Genomic DNA, 21,351 nt, shown 5'->3' with positions numbered 1-21,351 from the left:
CGGGTCATTCTCCTCAGGAAATGAAAAGGTTACGGGCGTGACTGCGGATAATGTATCAGGTCGTGGAAACGCACGGAATGGCCGCTGTCGTTGCAGTATCCATGCGGACAATCGGCCGCAAAACGTAGCGCCTCACCGGCGCGGAGAAGGCGCGTCACGCCATCAACGGTCAGCGTCAGTTCCCCGTCGATCACAATCACATGCTCAATCACGCCCGCTTCATGCGGTGTGGATTCGCTGCATCCGCCCGGCTCGAGATCGATAACAAACATGTCCATCCGCAGCGTGGCGTCATAAGGAAACAGCGGCACCACGCGCATCCCCGAGGTCGCGCTGTCGAACGTGGTCAGCAGGCCATGCCGATGCAACGCCGCCGACTGCGCGGGCGGGGTTTCGAGAAATTCTGAAAACGAGACATTCAGCCCGCTGGCGATTTTCCACAGCGTTGCCACCGTCGGGCTGGATTCGCCACGCTCAATTTGTCCGAGCATCGCCTTGCTGACACCGGTGTGTTCAGCCGTCTGGCTGAGGCTCCAGCCGCGCTCGCTGCGCACGGCCTTCAGCTGGCTGCCAATATGGCGGGTGAGTTCCTGCATTGTGTCTCCTCTGCGACGATGATCGTTCATCGCGATTGTGCGTTATAACGCACAGTGATATCTTGAGCGCATCGAATGTGCGCTATAACGCACAACAGCATACCGCCAGTGGCCGGTAACCAGAAGGATTTTCACCCATGGCTTCGCGTTTCAGTGTGCAGGATGTCACCTTTTCGGCGGTGATCGCCGGATTTGTGGCGGTTTTAGTCGGATATACCAGCTCGGCGGCGATTATCTTTCAGGCGGCGGAAGCGGCGGGTGCCAGCGTCGCACAGATTGGCGGCTGGCTGAGTATGCTGGGGCTGGGCATGGGCGTCACCAGCATCGGTCTTTCGCTGTATTACCGCACGCCGGTAGTGACCGCCTGGTCCACGCCCGGCGCGGCGTTGCTGGTCACCAGCCTGCCCGGCACCTCGCTGAATGACGCCATTGGTGTGTTTGTGTTTGCCACCGGGCTGATTCTGCTGTGCGGCGTGACCGGCCTGTTTGCCCGGCTGATGCATTACATTCCGCAGGCACTTTCTGCCGCCATGCTCGGCGGCATTCTGCTGCGTTTCGGGCTGAACGCGTTTACTTCATTGCAAAGCAATTTCGCCCTCGCGGGCAGCATGTGTCTGGTGTATCTGCTGGCGAAACGTGCCCTCCCGCGCTATGCGGTGGTGCTCGCGCTGGCTGCCGGGTTGATTGTCGCCGGTTTACAGGGCGATATTGCGCTGCACGGCCAGACGCTGACCTTCGCGGCGCCGGCGTTTGTGATGCCGCATTTCACGCTTTCCTCGATTATCGGCATCGGTATTCCGTTTTTTGTCGTCACCATGGCCTCGCAAAATGCGCCGGGGATCGCCACGCTGAAAGCCCACGGCTATCACCTGCCCGTTTCCCCGCTGATTTCCTGGACCGCGCTGACGGCGTTAGTTTTAGCGCCGTTCGGCGGTTTTACCGTCTGTATCGCCGCCATTACCGCCGCGATCTGCATGGGTGAAGATATTCATCCTGATCCGAAAAAACGCTATATGGCTGCCGTCGCGGCAGGCATTTTCTATCTGATCGCGGGCGTGTTTGGTGGCTCGATCGGCATGGTCTTTACCGCGCTGCCGGAGGCGCTGATCCACACCATCGCCGGGCTGGCGTTACTCGGCACCATTGCGGGCAGCCTGTACCGCGCTCTGGAAAACGAAAAACAGCGCGATGCGGCGATCATTACATTTCTGATCACCGCGTCCGGCGTCACGCTGCTGGGCGTCGGCTCAGCATTTTGGGGGCTGGCGGGCGGTGTGATCACGCATCTGATCCTCAGCATTCCGGCGCGAAACCGTGATAACTCCGCCGGGAAAGGTTGAGTGCGTTCAAGTTATGGGTAACAGGTTTTCGTAACACGGCACAAAGTGACGACGGTCACATTTTCCGGCGAGTAAACCCTCTTTACTGGGCGCAATCAGGCCCTTTAAAGAGCGAGAATTCCATGACTATCAGCACGCAATCTTGTGTCGTGACCGGGAAAAAAGACGTTTCAGTGATCAACCAGACCCTCGACTACACCGGCCAGGGCACGCTGGTGAAAATCACCCGTGGCGGCATCTGTGGTTCCGATCTGCATTATTACGAACACGGTGCCGTCGGTGATTTCAAAGTGCGCGAGGCAATGGTGCTGGGCCATGAAGTGGTGGGTGTAGTGGAGAAATCCGACAACCCGCGTTTGCAGCCCGGTCAGAAAGTGGCGCTGAATCCGAGTAAGCCATGCAAGGCCTGCAAATATTGCCTGTCCGGCGACGAAAACCAGTGCACCACCATGAAATTCTTCGGCAGCGCGATGTACTTTCCGCACATCAACGGCGCGTTCACACAATATAAAATTGTCGACAGCGACCAGTGCATTCCTTACGACAATCAGGTCAGCGACCGTCTGATGGTGTTCGCCGAGCCGCTGGCTGTCGCCATTCATGCAGTGAATCAGGCGGGTGATATTCATGGCAAAACCGTGTTTGTTTCCGGCGTCGGCCCGATTGGCTGCCTGATCGTGCTGGCGGCGAAAGCCAAAGGCGCAGCGCAAATCGTGGTGACAGACCCGAGCGAACGTTGCCGCACGCTGGCACTGGCGGTAGGCGCAAGCAAAGCGCTGGATGCCGCACAGGGTGATTTCAGCGAATATCAGGCGGAGAAAGGCTTTTTCGATGTGGCCTTTGACGCCTCCGGCCATCCGTCTTCCATCCGCCGCTGTCTGGAAGTGACCCGTGCGCGCGGCACGCTGGTGCAGGTCGGTATGGGGCCGGTGGTGAATGAATTCCCGCTGATGATGCTGATTGCTAAAGAAATTAACTGGGTCGGCAGCTTCCGCTTCACGGCAGAATTTAACACTGCGGTGGAATGGCTGGCGAATAAAACCGTGGATCCGATGCCATTGCTGTCGGCGGAATTCCCGCAGGAAAGTCTGGTGGAAGCACTGGACTACGCGATGGATAAATCCAAAGCGTCGAAAGTGCAGCTGGTTTTCTAGTTCACTCTGCAACGCCACTCACAATATCAAAACAACGTTTCATTTTATGATGTCCTCTGATTTTTATCCTCAGAGGACTTTTGCATTATGGTAAAGGACAACGCGAAGAAACAGGTCGCCCTGCTGCTGGCCGACGGATTTGAAGAAGGCGAAGCGGTGATTGTGCTCGATATTCTCGAGCGGCTGGAGATTCAGGTCACCACGCTGGCCTGCCAGAAAAGTCAGACGCTGCGCACCTATCACGGCATTCAGATGCAGGCCAACGAATTGCTGTCTGCGCAGGGCGACCGTTTATTCGATGCCGTGGTGATGCCCGGCGGACCGGAAGGATCCGTGGCGCTGGCGGCCAGCAAAGAAGTGGCAGAGTTTGTCCGCCGTCACGACGAGGCCGGTAAACTGATTTGCCCGCTGTGCTCCGCTGCCGCCCGCGTGCTGGGCGGAAATAGCCTGCTGAAAGGCCGCCGCTATGTCTGCTCCGGCGATTTATACAAAGACGTGAAAGACGGCGTTTACGTCAATCAGTCCTTTGTGGAAGACGGCAATTTGCTCAGCGGCAAAGGGCTGGGGCTGGCGTTTGATTTCGCATTCCAGCTGGCTTACCGCCTGACCGGCAATGCCGAAGCCACCAATTTCCAGGCCGATCATATCGATTATCACCACTGGCGCGCCGATCAGAAACTTTGATCAAAAAACAGAACCGATGGCGGATGGCGCAGGTCGTCCGCCCCGGTCAGTATCCTGTCCGTTTTTGGCATTCATCTCATCTTAATTCAGGCGCACACTGACTTCACACTCAACAGATGGAGTCCGGAAATGACACACAGCGCCCTGTTAAATATCGACGTTCAGCGTTCCTTCGAACATAAAGACTTCTGGCAGCAGGAAGATTTACCGGCGTTCAGCGACGCGTTAACCCGCCTGATCGACGGCTGTCAGACCCGCAACGTGCCGGTCATCGACGTATTTCACGTCAATCCGGATGGCGTGTTTTCGCTGGATTCCGGCCTGGTGACACCGATGTCTTTCCTCACCCATCAGCCGCAACATGTCGTGCATAAACACGTGCATAACGCCCTGACAGAATCCGGCCTCGACGGCTGGCTGCGTGAAAAAGGCATCACGCATCTGATCATCGCCGGAACACGCACCGAACAGTGCTGCGAAACCACGGCACGCGTGGCCTCCGACCTGGGCTACACAGTGACTTTCGTGACCGAAGCGACACTGACCTTCCCGATGACCCACGCCAGCGGCGTCACACTGAGCGCGCAGGAGATCAAATTGCGTACCGAACTGGTGCTCGCCGACCGCTTTGCCACCGTGACCGACGTGAGCGGTGCGCTGGCGGAACTCGACCGCGCTGTGTGAAGATAGCGTTTTCCCCTGCGGACGGATGAAACACGATGCAGCGAAATGTCTACTTTGTGACGCTCCCCGGCGTGATGTCGCTGGATCTGACCGGTCCGGCTGAAGCGCTGCGCCTGAGCGGTCAGTTCCGGCTGCACTACATCGGGCCGCAGCCGGAAGTGATGATGTCGACAGGCCTGACGGTCAGCCATTTGCAGCCACTCCCGCAAGGTCTGCCCGCAGGCAGTATTCTGATCATGCCCGGCGTCGCCGAATCCGCCGAAAACTTTACCTCGCCGGTGGCGCTGACCGCCTGCGACTGGCTGCGTCAGCAGAAAAGCGCCATTGAGGCGGGGAGTTTAACGTTAGTCTGCATCTGTTCCGGCAGCCTGCTGGCCGGAAAAGCCGGGCTGCTCGATGGCTATCAGTGCACCACGCACCACGACGTGATCGACCGTTTACGCCAGCAGTTGCCCGCCGCGCAGGTCAAAGATAACCGGATATTTGTCGAAGACCGCTCAGTGCTGACCAGCGCCGGTATCAGTGCGGGTATCGATCTGGCGCTGCATCTGATCGCCACACATCTGGGCGCGCAGGCCGCGCTGGATGTCGCCCGCGAAATGGTGGTGTATTTCCGCCGTGGCGGTGATGACCCGCAGCTTTCTCCGTGGCTGCGTTACCGCAATCACCTGCACCCTGCCGTGCACCGCGCGCAAAACCTGATGGCCGCCGAACCGGAATCCGCCTGGCAGGTGGAAGATGTCGCCGCCAAAGCGCACATCAGCGGCCGCCACCTCACCCGTTTGTTCCGCCAGCATCTGGGGATCAGTGTGCGTGACTACCACGAACAACTGCGCATCGCCGTCGCACAACAACGCCTGCAACAAGGCGCGGGGATCGAAAAAGCCGCACTCGCCGCCGGATTCTCGTCAGCAAGGCAGTTCAGACGGGCGCAGGAGCGGTGGCGTTAGCGGTGTCAGCTCACCCAGTTCCTTCGGTCTATTTTCCCCAGCGCCATTGCCAGTAATAAACCGCCGCCCAGTCCGCATATAAACAGCCAGATGATGTTCAGCAGCGGGAATTGCGGGAAGTCGAGATGCTGGCTGCGCAGGCCGATGATGATTAACGCATGAAATCCGTAGATCGCCAGTGAATGACGTGAGATCAGCGCAAATCCCGGCAGAATGCGCTGTGTCAGCGCATTTTTGAACGCCACAAATAGCGATGTGGCGGAGATAAACACCAGCGGCCCGCTGTAGACGTAGAAGGTGTCGGCGAAATTCTGGTTAATCTGCATCTGCCGGTAGGTGCCCGTGGCAATCGCCAGGGTGCTGAGGATAAACAGGCCGCCAGCCGCCAGCGTGACCGCCGTTCTCCCGGTATTAAGCTGGCTGATGGCGCGCCCCATCAGGGCATAAAGGACGTAGTAGAAGGTATCGCCGCTGATGTACAAATCCAGTGGCAGAAGGTGGATTTTCTGCCATGTCACCTCAGGAAGCTGCGGATTCGCCAGCACACCGAGCAACATTCCCGCGATCAGCACGTATTTTCCCGGGACGGCCTTAACGTTAATCAGCGGGGAAAGCAGGTAAATCACGATGATCGCGTAGAAGAACCAAAGATGATAAAACACCGGTTTTTCCAGCATCAGACGCAAAGACGGCCAAAATCCGATTTTTGTCATCGTGAGGATATAGAGAAGCGAGACGGCGCTGTAGAACAGCAGGCATAACGTGACGCGCAGGAAATGCCTTTTTTGCGCGCTCTTTTCGCCAAAGAACAACGCGCCGGAAATCATAAAGAACAGCGGCACACAGACCCGTGACGCAGAATTAAGCAGGTTTGCCACCGTCCATTCAGCCGTATGCACCGCCGCGAAATTGACCACCAGCGACGTGCTGGCGTGGATCATCACCACCATCATGCAGGCGAGCGCGCGCAGGTTGTCAATCCAGCTGATTTTTTGGCTCATTCCCGGCAATTTCCTTCTTATCGATGGGGTGTTTGCAGCCTAGCCAGCTTTTGAACGGCAAACAAGGTAAAAGTGCCGATCTCAGATTGTGCTGAAGGTGAATCGGAAGATTGCGTTGCGCTCAAATAATCGGCAAAATAGCCAGCATTACTGCCTCGCCTGCGAAACCCGCCCGGACAGTCTCTTATTTTCTGCTAATTTTCAACCGATTAGCCTTACGTCTGTGAATAACTAAAAATGCATAATTCTCCAAATACTGCGTCCCTTCTGGGGCGGCAGGCGCTTTTGTTCCCTCTGTGCCTGGTGCTGTTCGAGTTTGCGACCTATATCGGCAACGATATGATCCAACCCGGCATGCTGGCCGTCGTGGCTAATTTTAATGCCGGGGAAGAGTGGGTGCCGACATCCATGACCGCGTATCTGGCAGGCGGCATGTTCCTGCAATGGCTGCTCGGACCGCTGTCCGACCGGCGTGGGCGTCGTCCGGTGATGCTGGCGGGCGTCAGCTTTTTCATCATCACCTGTCTGGCGATTTTGTTCGCACAAAACATCGAGCAGTTTATGGTGATGCGTTTCCTGCAGGGCATCAGCCTGTGCTTTATTGGCGCCGTCGGCTATGCCGCGATACAGGAATCCTTCGAGGAATCGGTGTGTATCAAAATCACCGCCATGATGGCCAACGTCGCCCTGATTGCGCCACTGCTCGGTCCGCTGGCCGGTGCGGCGCTGATCCACGTTGCGCCGTGGCAGTCGATGTTTGTGATTTTCGCCGTGCTCGCCGCGATTGCGTTGTGGGGCTTATGGAAATCGATGCCGGAGACCGCTTCCCGTCTGGGCGAACCCTTCTCCATGCCGAGTCTGCTGCGCGATTACAAACACGTGCTGAAAAACCGCCAGTTCCTGTGCGGCGCACTGGCGATTGGTTTTGCCAGCCTGCCGCTGCTGACATGGATTGCGCAGTCGCCGGTGATTTTAATCAGTGGCGAAGGCTTAGCGGCCTACGATTACGGCCTGTTGCAGGTGCCGATTTTCGGCGCGCTGATCATCGGTAACGTGACGCTGGCGCGCCTGTCCGGCAAACGCACCGTCGAATACCTGATTAAGCTGGGTGCAGGCCCGATGGTGGCCGGTCTGCTGATCGCCGCGGCGGCCACGCTGGTTTCCGCCCATGCGTATTTGTGGATGACTGCCGGTCTGAGCCTGTATGCCTTCGGGATTGGTGTGGCGAATGCCGGTTTGTACCGCCTGACGCTGTTCTCCAGCGACATGAGCAAAGGCACAGTCTCCGCCGCGATGGGCGTCATCAGTATGTTGATCTTCACGCTGGGCATTGAGCTGGCAAAAGTGGCTTACGTCGAAGGCGGCGCGGGGATGTTCAACATGTTCAACCTGTTAAGCGGCCTCGCCTGGCTGGCGCTGGTCGCGGTGTTCCTGCGCAGCCGTCAGGTGGTTCTGCCGCCGAACAGCGTGGTGTGATTCGATCTGAGTCGTCTGCAAAACCCCCTCCCCGCCTCCCCCTTCGCAGGGGGAGGAGTAAAAGCACCGACCTGCTCCCTCCCCTGCGAAGGGGAGGGCTGGGGTGGGGTATTAATGGCAACTCAGAATCAGAAAAGCCCCATCGGTTTACTCGAATAACTCACCAGCAGGCACTTGGTTTGCTGATAGTGATCCAGCATCATCTTGTGGGTTTCACGCCCGATACCGGACTGTTTGTAGCCACCGAATGCCGCGTGCGCCGGATAGGCGTGGTAGCAGTTGGTCCAGACACGGCCTGCCTGAATGTTACGCCCCATGTGATACGCCACGTTGCCGTCACGGCTCCAGACGCCCGCCCCTAATCCGTACGCCGTATCGTTGGCGATTTGCAGCGCCTCATCCATGTCTTTGAAGGTGGTTACCGCCAGCACCGGTCCGAAAATTTCTTCCTGGAAAACACGCATGTTGTTTTTACCCAGCAAAATTGTCGGTTGCAGGTAATAACCCTCGTTCAGCGAGCCTTCGAGTTTTTTCTTCGCGCCGCCGGTCAGCACTTCCGCGCCCTCCTGCTTCCCGATTTCGATGTAATCCAGAATGGTTTTCATCTGTCCGGCAGATACCTGCGCGCCCATCTGGGTTTCGATATCCAGCGGGTTACCGGTTTTGATGGCTTCGACGCGTTTGATGGCGCGTTCCATAAAGCGTTCGTAGATCGACTCCTGCACCAGCGCGCGGCTCGGACAGGTACAGACTTCGCCCTGATTGAAGGCGAACAGCGCAAAGCCTTCCAGCGCTTTGTCGAAGAATTCGTCCTCTTTATCCATGACATCCGCAAAGAAGATATTCGGCGATTTGCCGCCCAGTTCCAGCGTCGCCGGGATCAGGTTTTGTGCGGCATAACCGGCAATTTGCTGGCCGACTTCCGTCGAACCGGTAAACGCCACTTTCGCGATGCGTTTGGACGTCGCCAGATATTCGCCGATTTCCCCGCCCGCGCCGTTGACCACGTTGATGACCCCGGCAGGCAGAATATCCTGCACCAGCTCCATCAGCAGCAGAACGGAAAGCGGCGTCAGTTTGGCCGGTTTGAGCACGATGCAGTTACCTGCCGCCAGCGCCGGTGCCATTTTCCAGCAGGCCATCAGCAGCGGGAAGTTCCACGGGATGATTTGCGCCACCACGCCCAGCGGTTCGTGGAAATGATAGGCGACAGTTTCGCTGTCGATTTCGCTGATCCCGCCTTCCTGAGCACGCACGCAGGAGGCGAAATAACGGAAGTGGTCGATGGCTAACGGCACGTCAGCGCCGCTGGTTTCGCGGATCGGTTTACCGTTATCCCAGGTTTCAGCATTTGCCAGCAGTTCGATGTTTTGTTCCATGCGATCGGCGACTTTCAGCAACAGGTTTGCCCGCTGCTGCACCGGCATTTTGCCCCATTCGTCTTTGGCTTTATGGGCGGCATCCAGCGCCAGATCGACGTCTTCAGTGCCGGAGCTGGCAACTTTGCACAGCACTTCGCCGGTTACCGGCGTCAGGTTGTCGTAATATTCATTTTTCACCGGCGCGACCCATTCACCGCCAATGAAATTGTCGTATTGTTTTTTGAGTTTGAGCGGGAAACCGTATTCTTCCGGTTTGACGGCATGAGGATTTTTATCATAAGCCATGATGGAACTCCTTTATGCAGCAGGTTTTAGCAGAACGCTGCATAAAGCGTAGGCGGTGGGTGTCTCTCAGGCGGGATGTAAAGAGAACTCTTCGAGCAGCTTCACACCTTTTTTGCTGCAACGCTGACGTTACCACTCCCCGGTGGTGTGGTGCGCGCAAAACTCTCGCGCTGGAACAGGCGCTCGACCAGTTTGATCAGCTCAGGATGCCCGACACACCAGCCCGGCGCGATACGCCGGAAGTTGAGGTAGCCCAGACAGCAGGCGACGGCGATATCAGCCACGTTGAGGCTTTCGCCGTTAAGCAACGTGCGCTTTGCGGCATGGCTTTCCAGCGCATCCAGCCCGCGCAGCAGTTTTTCCCGCTGACGCAAAATCCAGGCTTCGTTACGCTTGTCGGCATCGCGCCGCCCTTCCATCACCAGCGCCACAGCGGCATCGGTGACGCCATCGGCCAGGGCTTCGATTTGCTTCACGCGCAGGGCGTCCAGCGGCTGCCACGGCAACAGCGTCGGCGCGACATTCATCAGCTCGATGAACTGCACAATGATCGGGGAATCATAGAAAACTTCGCCGTCGTCGGTGACCAGCGCGGGGACTTTTCCGAGAGGATTGAAGCGGGTAATTTTGCAGTCCGGTTCGTGGGGCGTGTCGTTAATGAAATCAAACGGGATGCCCTTTTCCAGCAACATCACCGAAATCTTTCGCACATACGGGCTGGTATAACTGCCGATCAACTTCATCAGACCCTCCTCGTTTCGCCGGAACCTGTTTTAAAGCTAGCAGCCCTGCGCCTTCTTCGCCATGAAGCGACGCAGGCTGCCAGATTTACAGATTATTCCGCGGGAAACAGGAACGGGTTGATGCCGCTGCCGGAAAAACCTTTGTCTTCCATCCGGTCATCCAGCAACAGCGTGGCGAGATCGTCTGCCACGGCCTCTGCCTGCGGGTCTTTTTCCTGATAAATTACTTTCAGGTAAGCGCCGCAATCGTCACAGGCTTCGGCTTTCACCGTCGCCTGCTCGTCATCGATCGACCACAGATTCAGATGTTCCATTTCATCGCAGTTGCTGCATTTGGCGCGCACCACATGCCATTCGCTTTCGCACAGATTGCAGTGCAGATAGCGCAGGCCGCTTTGGGCACCCAACGAAATCACCGCAGAAACAGGCACGCTGCCGCACACCGGACAGAACTGGCGATTTTCGCCGTAATCCGCCCGCCCGACGCCACGCAGTTGCGCCGCCATCTGCGCCCAGTACAGCGACAACGCGGCCCAGATAAAGGGCGCTTTGTCGGCAGGAACGTGTTTGAAATCCTGATTCAGCAACTGCGTCGCCATCATTTCCCGTTGCAGCCCCGGAGAATGTTCAAGGCGTTCCAGCACCGCGCGCACCGGTTCAGAGGCTTCCGGTTTCAGCACGGCGATCAGCGCATCCAGCAAGGTCAGCCAGTGCGCCGTGCGCGGAAACAGACGGCAGTCGAGCGGTGGTTTACCGGCGGCTTTCTCTAATTCCTGACTCAGATCGATACTGAGCGGAAATTCTTTCAGCACGCGCTGCTGGGCATCACAAATCGCCGCAGCAAAGTTGAGATACCCGTCCAGCGGGCTGTCTTCTGCCAGCGCGCGCAGACGATCGGCACGGCGCTGATAGAGCGTTTTCAGGTTGGCGAACAATACCGGCGGGATGTTTCCCGCCGTGGTTTTACCGTCTGCCAGTTCGTCCTGTGGAACCATCTGGATACTCATCCGGCTTTCCTCTCGTCGTGTTCTTTTTTCTGCTCTTCCTCACGCACCTGACGGTACCAGCGCGGATGGTGATATTTCGCCCAGGACGCCGGGACTTTGCCGCCGGTCATCGCCGCGATCGACCCTTTCGCCCAGGTCGCCGCGTAGACGTGCATGATGATCACCAGAATCAGCCCGATACCGGCCAGTGAATGCACCAGCAGCGCCAGACGGATCAGCGGGATGGGGAAGAAATCCGCAAACCACGGACGCCAGATAATGACGCCGCTGGCCATCAGCAACATAAGGCAACTGATCGCCGCCCAGAACACGCATTTCTGGCCGAAGTTATAGCGTCCGGTGTCGCCGACTTCATGGTTGGTCAGCACTTTGCCGATATTTTTCGCCCACACGATGTCGTCTTTTTCCGGCAAATTGTGCTTCCAGTAACGGAAGAACATGCCGAGGAAAGAAACAAACATCACCACGCCAAAGAACGGGTGCAGGATACGCGCCAGTTGCGGCGTACCGTACACGTTCATCAGCCAGTTAAACGACGGGAAGAAAAAGCCGATGCCGCTGAGCGCCAGCGTCACAAAGCAAAAGGCAACAATCCAGTGATTGAGGCGTTCTGCCAGGTTATAGCGCTGGATTAACTTCTCTTTTTTCATGGCCGTTTCTCCTCATCGTCATGTTTTTCGCCTTCTTCTGCGTGCTCTTCCTCTTTCACATAGTTCGGCCCGACACCAAGGAAATGGAAGGCTGCCGCCGCAAAGGTGACGGCGAAGCCGACCGCCGCCAGCGGTTTCCAGACACCTTTCCACAAAGTGACTGCGGCGCTGATGGCCGGATCTTTCGGCAGGCCGTGATACAGCTCAGGGTTGTCAGCGTGATGCAGCACGTACATCACGTGCGTGCCGCCGACGCCCTGCGGATCGTACAAACCGGCGTGCTCAAACCCGCGGCCTTTCAGTTCGCTGACGCGCTCTGCGGCGAGGTCCTGCATGGCAGTTTTAGTACCGAAATGGATCGCGCCGGTCGGGCAGGTTTTCACACAAGCCGGTTCCTGGCCGACGCTCACGCGGTCAACGCACAGCGTGCATTTGTAGGCACGGTTATCCTGTTTGTTGATGCGCGGAACGTTGAACGGACAACCGGCGATGCAGTAACCGCAGCCGATGCAATGTTCTGACTGAAAATCGACGATGCCGTTGGCGTACTGCAAAATCGCGCCTTCCGCCGGACAGGCTTTCAGGCAGCCCGGATCGGCGCAGTGCATGCAGCCGTCTTTGCGGATCAGCCACTCCAGCTTGCCGTTTTGTTCCACTTCCGAGAAACGCATCACCGTCCAGGATTTCGCGCTGAGATCCATCGGGTTGTCGTACACGCCGCTATTGATACCCACTTCATCGCGCAGGTCGTTCCATTCGGAACAGGCGACCTGACAGCCTTTACAGCCGATGCAGGTGGTAACGTCGATCAGTTTCGCCACTTCCTGCTGATGGTCACGGGCACGCGGTGCAGGCGTGAACCCGTTGGTTGCGGACTTACGAAGTATGTCCTGAGATTGCATTGCCATAATTCGCCTCCGTTAGACCTTTTCCACGTTAACCAGGAACGCCTTGAATTCCGGCGTCTGCGAGTTAGCGTCACCGACTGACGGCGTCAGCGTGTTGGCTAAATAGCCCTTACGCGTCGCGCCTTCAAAACCCCAGTGGCACGGGATGCCAATGGTGTCGACGTGCTTACCGTCGATGGTCAGCGGCCGGATGCGTTTGGTCACCACGGCTTTCGCCACGATGAATCCGCGCTTCGAAGAGATTTTCACCTCATCGCCCTGCGCAATGCCCTTCGAGGCGGCCAGACCTTCGCCGATCTCGATAAACTGTTCAGGCTGCGCGATGGCATTCAGCAACGCATGTTTGGTCCAGTGGCGGAACAGTTCGGTGATCGAATAGGTGGTCGCCACATACGGGAAATCTTTGGCAGTGCCCATATTCGGCACATCGCTGGCAAAAATACGGGCGACCGGATTGGAAATCACCGCCGGGTGCAGCGGGTTGGTGCCAATCGGCGATTCGATCGGTTCGTAATGCTCAGGGAACGGGCCGTCCGCCATTTTGTCGGTCGCGAATAAACGCCCGACGCCTTCCTGTTGCATGATGAACGGTCCGACGCCGGAACCCGGCGCAGCGGTGCTGTAATCCGGGACATCAAAACCAATCCATTTCGCGCCATCCCAGCGGATGATTTCACGTTTTGGATCCCACGGCTGACCCTGCGGGTCGGCGGAGGCGCGGTTATACAGAATGCGGCGGTTGAGCGGCCAGCACCATGCCCAGCCGGATGTACAGCCCAGACCGGACGGATCGGCGTTATCGCGGCGCGCCATCTGGTTACCGGCTTCGGTCCAGCTACCGGCGTAAATCCAGCAGAAACTGGCGGTGGTGCCGTCGTTTTTCAGATGGGCAAAGGTCGACAACTGCTGACCTTTTTTCGCCAGCAGATTGCCCTGATCGTCATGAATGTCGGCCAGGGCTTTACCGTTGGCTTCGCGGGCAATTTCTTCCGGCAGCGGGTCGAGCGGATCCTGATAATCCCACGCCATGTTCATTACCGGCAGCGGATTGGCACCGCCTTCCTGCTGATACAGCTCGCGCAGTTTCATAAACAAACGGGCGATGATTTTGCCGTCGTGCAGCGCCTCACCCGGCGGCTCAGACGCCTGGAAGTGCCATTGCAGCCAGCGGCCGGAGTTCACAATCGAACCATTTTCTTCCGCAAAACAGGAAGACGGCAGGCGGAACACTTCGGTCTGAATATCCGCGGTCTGCACGTCGTTCATCGCGCCGTGGTTCTGCCAGAAGTTCGAGGATTCGGTCACCAGCGGGTCGATCACCACCATGTATTTGAGTTTCGAAAGCGCGCGCGAGGATTTGTTTTTGTCCGGGAAAGCCGCCAGCGGGTTGAAGCCCTGCACGATATACCCGTTCAGTTTGCCTTCGGTCATCAGCTCGGCCTGTTGCAGCACGTCGTAGCTTTTATCCCATTTTGGCAGCCAGTCAAAGCCCCAGTCGTTTTCCGCCGTGGCGTGATCGCCCCAGAAGCTTTTCATCATACTGACGAAGAAATTCGGCGTGTTTTTCCAGAAATTGACCTGCCCGTCCACCAGCGGTGTCGGCGTGATCTGTTGCAGATAATCGGCGAAATTCGTCTGTTTTTCCGATGGCAACGGCATATAGCCCGGCAGGTTCAGCGACAGCAAACCGAGGTCGGTGTAACCCTGAATATTGGAGTGACCGCGCAGTGCATTGACGCCGCCGCCCGGCATTCCGACGTTGCCGAGCAGCAACTGGATCATCGCCGCACAGCGGATGATTTGCGCGCCGCCGGTGTGGTGCGTCCAGCCCAGCGCATAGAGGATGGTCGAGGTTTTATCGCGCGCGCAGGTTTCCGCCAGAATCGAGCTTATCAGCAGAAAATCTTCTTTCGAGGTGCCGCACAGGCGCTCTACCAGTTCCGGCGTGTAACGGGAAACATGCTCTTTCAGCAGATTCCACACACAGCGCGGGTCCTGTAAGGTTTTATCCTGTTTCGCGAAGCCTTTTTCATCGAGCTGATAGTGCCAGCTTTCTTTGTTGTAGGATTTTTTCGCCGCATCAAAACCGCTGAACAATCCGTCATTAAATTCGTAGTCTTCACGCACCAGCAGGCTGGCGTTAGTGTATTCCCGGACGTATTCGGTTTGAATTTTATTGTGGGTGATCAGGTAGTTGATCATGCCGAGCAGGAAGGCAGTGTCCGAACCGGCGCGGATTGGCGCATAGATATCGGCCACGGCGGCGCTGCGGTTGAAACGCGGATCGACGACGATGACTTTGGCGTTATTTTTGGTTTTGGCCTCAATCACCCATTTGAATCCGACCGGATGCGCTTCTGCCGCATTTCCGCCCATAATTAAAATGACGTTGGCGTTTTTAATATCGACCCAGTTGTTGGTCATCGCGCCGCGACCAAACGTCGGAGCCAGTGCCGCCACGGTCGGGCCGTGACACAGCCGCGCCTGACAGTCGATCGCCACCATGCCCAGTGCGCGGGTAAATTTCTGATCCAGCAGACCGGTTTCGTTGCTGGCCGCCGACGAGCACAGCATGCCGGTGGTCAGCCAGCGGTTTACGGTGACGTTGTTTTCATTTTTCTCGACAAAATTGGCGTCGCGGTCATCTTTCATCAGGCGGGCGATACGGGAAATCGCCTCATCCCAGGAGATACGCTGCCATTTGTCAGAGCCGGGCGCGCGGTATTCCGGATATCTCAGACGGCCTTCACTGTGGATGTAATCCAGCACGCCTGCGCCTTTCGGGCACAACGAGCCACGACTGACCGGATGATCGGCGTCACCCTCTACGTGGAAGATATTTTCAGTGACGTTTTTCGCGCCGTCGCCCTGGCTGTAAATCAGCATGCCGCACCCGACGGAACAGTACGTGCAGTTGTTGCGGGTTTCACGGGAGCGAAGCAGTTTGTATTGGCGGGTTTCCGCCAGCGCCATTGTCGGAGTGAATCCTAATAATGCCGCTGTGGTGCCGGCCATACCGCCAGCACATATTTTGAATAATTGTCTTCTGCTGACTTGCATGAAAGACTCCTTCCCATCATTTGTTAACACATTGCTTTTCAAATTGCCGCTTTCACGAACAAACCCGGAAGCGGTAAAATTAAGGCCTAAAGTCCTGACAGTTTGTACGGCTTATGTAGCCGGAATGTTTATAAGGTTATTGCCAATGGATGTCCATCAAGTAAAAGAACTGGGCGAAAAAGATGACAAAAAAGTGACTCAGATCATCGGAGCGAGCCAAAAACCGGTGATGCAGCGCGCTCATCTCAATGAGCCTGAAGATGACTGGATTGCTCAGGAAGTCCCCGTTGCGCTGGTCTATAACGGGATTTCGCATGTGGTAATGATGGCGTCCCCGAAGGATCTGCAAGCCTTTGCGCTGGGCTTTTCGCTGTCAGAAGGGATTATTGAATCCGCCAGTGATATTTACGGGATGGAAGTGACACCAAACTGTAACGGGATTGAAGTTAATATCGAGCTGTCGAGCCGCCGTTTCGCCGGGCTGAAAGAGCGCCGCCGCGCCATGGCTGGCCGCACCGGTTGCGGCGTCTGCGGTATCGAGCAGTTAGGTGATCTGTTCCGCCCGCTTGCGCCGCTGCCGTTCACCCAGACTTTTGAACTGGCGAATCTGGATAAGGCGCTGCATCAGCTGAAATCCGTGCAGGAAATCGGCCAGCTCACCGGCTGCACGCACGCCGCCGCGTGGATCACGCCGGAAGGTGAACTGACTGGCGGCTGCGAAGACGTGGGCCGTCACGTGGCGCTGGATAAAATGCTGGGTGTGCGGGCAAAACAACACGACTGGAAAGCCGGTGCCGCGCTGGTCTCGAGCCGCGCCAGCTATGAAATGGTGCAGAAAGCCGCGATGTGCGGCATCGAAATCCTGTTCGCCGTCTCCGCCGCCACCACGCTCGCGGTAGACGTCGCCGAAAAATGTAACCTGACGCTGGTCGGTTTCAGCAAACCGGGACGGGCAACGGTGTATACGCATCCGCAGCGGTTGCGCTGACCGGCTAAGCACCGCGTGCCTTTAGACAATTTAGGATTGTTTGTGATTATCTGGTTCTAAGCCCCGTATAACAGAGGCTTACAGGGCATGGCAGAAAGCGTGGAGCATAGATAATCATTTTCAATATCATTTAATTAACTATAATGATCCGACTGATTACGCGGTGCTCACAATGAAAGTGCCGCCCTACACTATGGAGACGATGAACATGAGTTATTCACTGCCATCACTGCCTTACGCATACGACGCACTCGAACCGCATTTCGACAAAGAAACGATGGAAATCCATCACACTAAACACCACCAGACTTACGTGAACAACGCGAACGCTGCGCTGGAAAGCCTGCCGGAACTGGCTGCACTGCCGGTTGAAGAACTGATCACCAAACTGGATCAGGTTCCTTCAGACAAGAAAGTTGTTCTGCGTAACAACGCAGGCGGCCACGCTAACCACAGCCTGTTCTGGAAAGGCCTGAAAACCGGCACCACCCTGCAGGGCGAACTGAAATCTGCGATTGAACGCGATTTCGGCAGCGTTGACGCTTTCAAAGAAGCGTTTGAGAAAGCAGCTGCAACCCGTTTCGGTTCAGGCTGGGCATGGCTGGTACTGAAAGATGGCAAACTGGCCGTTGTTTCTACCGCTAACCAGGACAGCCCGCTGATGGGCGAAGCGATTTCTGGCGCTTCCGGTTACCCGCTGCTGGGTCTGGATGTGTGGGAACACGCTTACTACCTGAAATATCAGAACAAACGCCCTGACTACATCAAAGCCTTCTGGGCCGTTGTAAACTGGGACGAAGCAGCAAAACGTCTGGCTGAAGCGAAATAATTTCGCGCTGCCGCCCGTAACGGGCAAGATGTTTTCGCGTATGGCGGGTCGGTGACCCGCCTTTTTTATGTCCTGAATTTGTTCGCCTGATCACTGTTATAAAGAGAATTATCCTCCCGATTTTCATCATTTTCAGACCCCGCTCGCATTAATCAAAAATACGCCACACATCCTATAAAGTTTATGAAACAGCCTACCGATAGATTGTTCACAAAGGCGTCACAAAACCGCATGTCTATTTAAAAGGGATGTTTGACGGAGAATGATTATGAGCAACGGATCGGGTCTTTCGCAGTGGATGAATAATCTTAAGGTCGGTACCAAACTGGGTCTGGGTTTCGGACTGGTGCTGATCATCGCCGCCATCATCACTGCGGCGGGAATGATTAAATTTAACGACATCAGCCAGCGTGCTGAAAAAGTCGATTTCAGTAATCAGATGAATGCGTTACTCAACGATGCCCGTCTCAGCCGGACGCTGTATCAGCTTAATTATGACCCGGCGTATCTCAAACAGAATCAGGACAAAATTACCGAACTGTCGCAGCTGATCGCTCAATCCAAAGACAAACTGGAATGGGACGCCGCCAGTCAGGCGAATCTTGATCAGGTGCCGGTAAAAATTCATGAATATCAGCAGGCGCAGGCCGCATTTAAAAAAGCGGTCGATCGCAAAGATGCGGTGCGGGCCAGCTGGAATCTTTCCGAAACCGAAGCCGTGGTAACGCGTTTGCAGGATCAGTTGCGCGTGGAAGATGCTGAGCCTTCCATTCGCCTGTCACTGGCCGAAGTGATTCAGAAACTGATCAGCGTGCGTTACAACGTGCGTGGCCTGTTGCTGAGCATCAACAAAGAATCCGAAGCCAAACTGCTGAAGTCTATTGACGACACGCAGGCCAACGCTCAAAAACTGAATGCCCTGTTACTGCCGAACCAGCAGGCGACGCTGGCTCCGCTGATGTCGGCGCTCGCGACCTATAAAAGCCACGTTGTCGCGTATATGCCCGCCTATGAAGATGAGCAGAAGAACTCGCAACTGCTGTCGGTGAAAGCCACAGAGATGAACACGCTGGTGGCGAAAATCTTCAAAAACGAACTGGCTAACACCCATAAAGACATCAGCAATGCGCAGATGATCATGATGGTGATTACGCTGATCGTGATGCTGGTGGGGATCATTATTGCCTGGCGTATCACCCGCCAGATTGCCCAGCCACTGCGTGATACGCTGAAAACGGCGGAGGCGATTGCACAAGGCGATCTGACCGTTGCGCATCCGACCACCCGTCGCGATGAGCTGGGTATGCTGATGAATGCGGTTTCCGCGATGAGTCAGAATCTCAGTACCATGATTTATGAAATCCGCTCCGGCGTTTCGCAGGTTTCCCACGCGGCAGCCGAAATCGCCGCCGGGAATACTGACCTCTCCTCACGCACCGAACAGCAGGCTGCGGCCGTTGAAGAAACCGCCGCCAGCATGGAAGAGTTAAGCGCGACGGTGAAACAGAATGCCGATAACGCTCATCACGCCAGCAAACTGGCCAGCGAAGCGTCCGGCACCGCCACGCTCGGCGGCAAGCAGGTCGGCGAGGTGGTCGATACCATGCAGCAGATTTCCGGCAGTTCAAAACGTATCGCCGAAATTACCTCCGTCATCAACGGCATCGCCTTCCAGACCAACATTCTGGCGCTGAACGCCGCGGTGGAAGCCGCGCGTGCCGGAGAACAGGGACGCGGATTCTCCGTCGTCGCTTCTGAAGTGCGGACACTGGCCCAGCGCAGTGCGCAGGCCGCAAAAGAGATCGAAGGGCTGATTGCCGAGTCGGTGGAGCGCGTTAACACCGGCGCGAAGCTGGTGGAAAACACTGGCCGTACCATGCAGGACATCGTGAAGTCCGTCTCGCATGTGCGCGATATCATGGGGGAAATCGCGTCTGCATCCGACGAGCAAAGCCGTGGCATCAGTCAGATTTCACAGGCGATTGTCGAAATGGACAGCACCACGCAGCAAAACGCCGCGCTGGTCGAGCAATCCTCTGCTGCCGCCGATTCTCTGGAAGATCAGGCCGCGACGCTGACGCAGGCGGTCTCGGTATTCCGTCTGGCCGACAACGGCAACACGCTGAATGCGCCAGCCTCCGCCGCCCTGCGCCGCCCGACTCTCGCCCCGCCGGTACAAGGCAAAACCAGTCAGGATAACTGGGAAACGTTCTGATTTGCTGAGAAGCCTGCGCACACCCTCTGTGCGCAGGGATTCCTTCTACTCCCGCTGTCCAATGCAGGTTATGCTGGTATCAGTGACATTTCAGCAGCGGAGAGCGTATGCATTATCCCGACGTGTACATCGGTACTATCGAGCAGTATCCCGATTTTTCACCCAGTGCGATTGCCAAACGTCAGGTTGATGGCGGCGTCGCCTTAACGCCTTGCGGGCTGGAAGGCGATCAGCAGGCCGAGAAGGCTTATCACGGCGGCGCTGACCGCGCGCTGTGTCATTTCCCCCGCGAGCATTACGCCTGGCTGCGTCAGCAGTTTCCCGAAGAAGAAGACCGTTTCCATCCGCCAGCGTTTGGCGAAAACCTTTCAACGCTCGGCATGACCGAAGATAACGTGTTTATCGGCGATATCTTCCGCTGGGGCGACGCCCTGATTCAGGTCACACAGCCGCGTGCGCCCTGTTACAAGCTCAACCATTTTCTCGACTGTCAGAATCTGTCACCGCTGTTACAACAAAGCGGGCGCTGCGGGTGGTTATATCGGGTGGTGAGTCCGGGGAATGTCAGTGGCGACCGGCCGCTGGAGTTGCTGACGCGTAACAGTGACGTATCGGTGGCCGAAGCGATTTCTATCGCGTTTAACATGCCGTTTGATGAGGAACAATATCGCCGTCTGATGTCTGCTGCGGGGATTTCAGCAAGCTGGAGTAAAACCATGCAGATGCGGCTGGTAAATCGCAAGATCGAGGATTTTGGCCGGAGATTGTTTGGGAAGTAAGAAACTGATCGGGTGTAGCGGGAGGGGTTTCTTCGCTCCTCCCCCTGCGAAGGGGGAGGCTGGGAGGGGGTTTTACTTGCAAAACCCGAGTCAAAGCACACTTCAACTCTTTGATTTTGCTTTAATACCCCACCCCAACCCTCCCCTTCGCAGGGGAGGGAGCTAATCGTGTTTCGCGCTCAGCTGCAATAAAACCTGAACTGATTTTGGTTTTGCTCCTCCCCTTCGTATGGGAGGGAGTATTTCATCAGAATTCTTTTTTCGCGTAGCCGGTCACGACTTTCAGGCCCATTTCGCGGCCCAGTGCGGTCATCGGGTGAACCACCACGATGCCACGAACGGTTTTTTTCAGCGTGCCCATATCAGCCTGTTCTTTCTTGGTGATTTCACGGCTGAACAGCTTTTCCAGCTTCTGCGCTTCGGTGCTGAGTTTTTTCACACGCACATCTTTCAGACGCGCGATCTCGGCAGCCAGTTTTTCTTTCTCTTCTTCATGCTTAGCGATTAACTCAGCATTACCCGCCTGAATCACGGTCGCATCTTTGTGATTGAGTGCATCCAGCATATCGCTGAGGCGTTTGATCTCGACTTTTTCGACTTCTTTCATGATGACCAATTCG

18 protein-coding genes and 1 pseudogene are annotated in these 21,351 nt (G+C 56.4%); 10 read left to right on the top strand and 9 right to left on the bottom strand.

Features of this window, described 5'->3' with window-relative positions:
- Positions 1-29: 29 nt before the first annotated feature.
- Positions 30-596, bottom strand: coding sequence for a helix-turn-helix domain-containing protein (locus EYY67_RS14250; protein ID WP_119825527.1), 567 nt, complete (start codon positions 594-596; stop codon positions 30-32).
- A 137-nt stretch (positions 597-733) separates the two neighbouring features.
- Between EYY67_RS14250 and EYY67_RS14245 the strand changes: the two genes are divergently transcribed.
- From EYY67_RS14245 to EYY67_RS14225, 5 genes and pseudogenes are all read left to right on the top strand, one after another.
- Positions 734-1,936: a benzoate/H(+) symporter BenE family transporter gene (locus EYY67_RS14245; RefSeq protein WP_131693767.1), complete on the top strand. Its 1,203-nt coding sequence runs from the start codon at positions 734-736 to the stop codon at positions 1,934-1,936.
- A 122-nt stretch (positions 1,937-2,058) separates the two neighbouring features.
- Entirely contained in the window at positions 2,059-3,090 is a 1,032-nt protein-coding gene (idnD, locus tag EYY67_RS14240; RefSeq protein WP_095923978.1) for an L-idonate 5-dehydrogenase, read from the top strand.
- A gap of 87 nt (positions 3,091-3,177) precedes the next feature.
- The gene (locus EYY67_RS14235) at positions 3,178-3,774 is read left to right on the top strand and encodes a DJ-1/PfpI family protein (protein WP_131693766.1); all 597 of its coding nucleotides are present in this window, start codon (positions 3,178-3,180) and stop codon (positions 3,772-3,774) included.
- A 129-nt stretch (positions 3,775-3,903) separates the two neighbouring features.
- Positions 3,904-4,446: pseudogene (locus EYY67_RS14230) on the top strand (isochorismatase family protein); the annotation flags it as partial.
- Between the two features lie 47 nt (positions 4,447-4,493).
- Positions 4,494-5,408: a GlxA family transcriptional regulator gene (locus EYY67_RS14225; protein ID WP_131693765.1), complete on the top strand. Its 915-nt coding sequence runs from the start codon at positions 4,494-4,496 to the stop codon at positions 5,406-5,408.
- Between the two features lie 5 nt (positions 5,409-5,413).
- Here the strand turns inward: EYY67_RS14225 and EYY67_RS14220 are convergent, their stop codons facing one another.
- Positions 5,414-6,409, bottom strand: coding sequence for an acyltransferase (locus tag EYY67_RS14220; protein WP_131693764.1), 996 nt, complete (start codon positions 6,407-6,409; stop codon positions 5,414-5,416).
- Between the two features lie 237 nt (positions 6,410-6,646).
- Here EYY67_RS14220 and EYY67_RS14215 point away from each other — a divergent pair, with 237 nt between their 5' ends.
- The gene (locus tag EYY67_RS14215) at positions 6,647-7,885 is read left to right on the top strand and encodes an MFS transporter (protein WP_095923983.1); all 1,239 of its coding nucleotides are present in this window, start codon (positions 6,647-6,649) and stop codon (positions 7,883-7,885) included.
- Positions 7,886-8,013: 128 nt separating this feature from the next.
- On the opposite strand, the gene exaC is transcribed toward EYY67_RS14215, so the two are convergent.
- The 6 genes from exaC to fdnG all read right to left on the bottom strand — a co-directional run bounded on the left by exaC (position 8,014) and on the right by fdnG (position 15,920).
- A complete protein-coding gene (gene exaC / locus EYY67_RS14210; protein WP_095923984.1) occupies positions 8,014-9,552 on the bottom strand; it encodes an acetaldehyde dehydrogenase ExaC in 1,539 nt (512 codons plus the stop codon).
- A 101-nt stretch (positions 9,553-9,653) separates the two neighbouring features.
- On the bottom strand, positions 9,654-10,295 hold the full coding sequence (locus EYY67_RS14205) for a glutathione S-transferase (protein WP_095923985.1): 642 nt from the start codon (positions 10,293-10,295) through the stop codon (positions 9,654-9,656).
- A 92-nt stretch (positions 10,296-10,387) separates the two neighbouring features.
- Positions 10,388-11,302 carry a formate dehydrogenase accessory protein FdhE gene (gene fdhE / locus EYY67_RS14200; RefSeq protein WP_095923986.1) on the bottom strand — a complete coding sequence of 305 codons (915 nt, stop codon included), beginning with the start codon at positions 11,300-11,302 and terminating at the stop codon, positions 10,388-10,390.
- Positions 11,299-11,952 carry a formate dehydrogenase cytochrome b556 subunit gene (gene fdoI / locus EYY67_RS14195; RefSeq protein WP_119825538.1) on the bottom strand — a complete coding sequence of 218 codons (654 nt, stop codon included), beginning with the start codon at positions 11,950-11,952 and terminating at the stop codon, positions 11,299-11,301. The genes fdhE and fdoI overlap by 4 nt, the downstream gene beginning before the upstream one ends.
- Positions 11,949-12,860, bottom strand: coding sequence for a formate dehydrogenase subunit beta (gene fdxH, locus EYY67_RS14190; RefSeq protein WP_095923988.1), 912 nt, complete (start codon positions 12,858-12,860; stop codon positions 11,949-11,951). Before fdxH ends, fdoI begins: the two co-directional genes overlap by 4 nt.
- A 12-nt stretch (positions 12,861-12,872) precedes the next feature.
- The gene (gene fdnG / locus EYY67_RS14185; RefSeq protein ID WP_131693763.1) at positions 12,873-15,920 is read right to left on the bottom strand and encodes a formate dehydrogenase-N subunit alpha; all 3,048 of its coding nucleotides are present in this window, start codon (positions 15,918-15,920) and stop codon (positions 12,873-12,875) included.
- A gap of 145 nt (positions 15,921-16,065) precedes the next feature.
- On the opposite strand from fdnG, the gene fdhD reads away from it, so the two are divergent.
- The 4 genes from fdhD to yiiM all read left to right on the top strand — a co-directional run bounded on the left by fdhD (position 16,066) and on the right by yiiM (position 20,731).
- Positions 16,066-16,908, top strand: coding sequence for a formate dehydrogenase accessory sulfurtransferase FdhD (gene fdhD / locus EYY67_RS14180; RefSeq protein ID WP_131693762.1), 843 nt, complete (start codon positions 16,066-16,068; stop codon positions 16,906-16,908).
- Positions 16,909-17,116: 208 nt separating this feature from the next.
- Positions 17,117-17,737 (top strand): superoxide dismutase [Mn], encoded by a 621-nt coding sequence (gene sodA / locus EYY67_RS14175; protein WP_131693761.1) that lies wholly within the window; start codon positions 17,117-17,119, stop codon positions 17,735-17,737.
- Positions 17,738-18,005: 268 nt separating this feature from the next.
- Positions 18,006-19,952 (top strand): methyl-accepting chemotaxis protein, encoded by a 1,947-nt coding sequence (locus EYY67_RS14170; protein WP_131693760.1) that lies wholly within the window; start codon positions 18,006-18,008, stop codon positions 19,950-19,952.
- Between the two features lie 107 nt (positions 19,953-20,059).
- Complete coding sequence (gene yiiM, locus EYY67_RS14165; RefSeq protein ID WP_095923992.1) at positions 20,060-20,731, top strand: 6-hydroxyaminopurine reductase; 672 nt, start codon at positions 20,060-20,062, stop codon at positions 20,729-20,731.
- Between the two features lie 247 nt (positions 20,732-20,978).
- Here the strand turns inward: yiiM and EYY67_RS14160 are convergent, their stop codons facing one another.
- The gene (locus EYY67_RS14160) at positions 20,979-21,338 is read right to left on the bottom strand and encodes a YibL family ribosome-associated protein (protein ID WP_095923993.1); all 360 of its coding nucleotides are present in this window, start codon (positions 21,336-21,338) and stop codon (positions 20,979-20,981) included.
- Positions 21,339-21,351: the final 13 nt, after the last annotated feature.

The sequence above is a fragment of the Rahnella victoriana genome, from assembly GCF_004330295.1.
GTDB classification, from domain to species: domain Bacteria; phylum Pseudomonadota; class Gammaproteobacteria; order Enterobacterales; family Enterobacteriaceae; genus Rahnella; species Rahnella victoriana.
Note: the sequence above shows the minus strand (reverse complement) of the source record. Positions and strands in the feature narration are given on the sequence as shown.

What these genes read in the sequence shown, in the direction of transcription:
- EYY67_RS14250 (WP_119825527.1), bottom strand. Translation starts at nt 596, where the DNA reads ATGCAGGAACTCACCCGCCATATTGGCAGCCAGCTGAAGGCCGTGCGC.
- EYY67_RS14245 (WP_131693767.1), top strand. Translation starts at nt 734, where the DNA reads ATGGCTTCGCGTTTCAGTGTGCAGGATGTCACCTTTTCGGCGGTGATC.
- idnD (WP_095923978.1), top strand. Translation starts at nt 2,059, where the DNA reads ATGACTATCAGCACGCAATCTTGTGTCGTGACCGGGAAAAAAGACGTT.
- EYY67_RS14235 (WP_131693766.1), top strand. Translation starts at nt 3,178, where the DNA reads ATGGTAAAGGACAACGCGAAGAAACAGGTCGCCCTGCTGCTGGCCGAC.
- EYY67_RS14225 (WP_131693765.1), top strand. Translation starts at nt 4,494, where the DNA reads ATGCAGCGAAATGTCTACTTTGTGACGCTCCCCGGCGTGATGTCGCTG.
- EYY67_RS14220 (WP_131693764.1), bottom strand. Translation starts at nt 6,409, where the DNA reads ATGAGCCAAAAAATCAGCTGGATTGACAACCTGCGCGCGCTCGCCTGC.
- EYY67_RS14215 (WP_095923983.1), top strand. Translation starts at nt 6,647, where the DNA reads ATGCATAATTCTCCAAATACTGCGTCCCTTCTGGGGCGGCAGGCGCTT.
- exaC (WP_095923984.1), bottom strand. Translation starts at nt 9,552, where the DNA reads ATGGCTTATGATAAAAATCCTCATGCCGTCAAACCGGAAGAATACGGT.
- EYY67_RS14205 (WP_095923985.1), bottom strand. Translation starts at nt 10,295, where the DNA reads ATGAAGTTGATCGGCAGTTATACCAGCCCGTATGTGCGAAAGATTTCG.
- fdhE (WP_095923986.1), bottom strand. Translation starts at nt 11,302, where the DNA reads ATGAGTATCCAGATGGTTCCACAGGACGAACTGGCAGACGGTAAAACC.
- fdoI (WP_119825538.1), bottom strand. Translation starts at nt 11,952, where the DNA reads ATGAAAAAAGAGAAGTTAATCCAGCGCTATAACCTGGCAGAACGCCTC.
- fdxH (WP_095923988.1), bottom strand. Translation starts at nt 12,860, where the DNA reads ATGGCAATGCAATCTCAGGACATACTTCGTAAGTCCGCAACCAACGGG.
- fdnG (WP_131693763.1), bottom strand. Translation starts at nt 15,920, where the DNA reads ATGCAAGTCAGCAGAAGACAATTATTCAAAATATGTGCTGGCGGTATG.
- fdhD (WP_131693762.1), top strand. Translation starts at nt 16,066, where the DNA reads ATGGATGTCCATCAAGTAAAAGAACTGGGCGAAAAAGATGACAAAAAA.
- sodA (WP_131693761.1), top strand. Translation starts at nt 17,117, where the DNA reads ATGAGTTATTCACTGCCATCACTGCCTTACGCATACGACGCACTCGAA.
- EYY67_RS14170 (WP_131693760.1), top strand. Translation starts at nt 18,006, where the DNA reads ATGAGCAACGGATCGGGTCTTTCGCAGTGGATGAATAATCTTAAGGTC.
- yiiM (WP_095923992.1), top strand. Translation starts at nt 20,060, where the DNA reads ATGCATTATCCCGACGTGTACATCGGTACTATCGAGCAGTATCCCGAT.
- EYY67_RS14160 (WP_095923993.1), bottom strand. Translation starts at nt 21,338, where the DNA reads ATGAAAGAAGTCGAAAAAGTCGAGATCAAACGCCTCAGCGATATGCTG.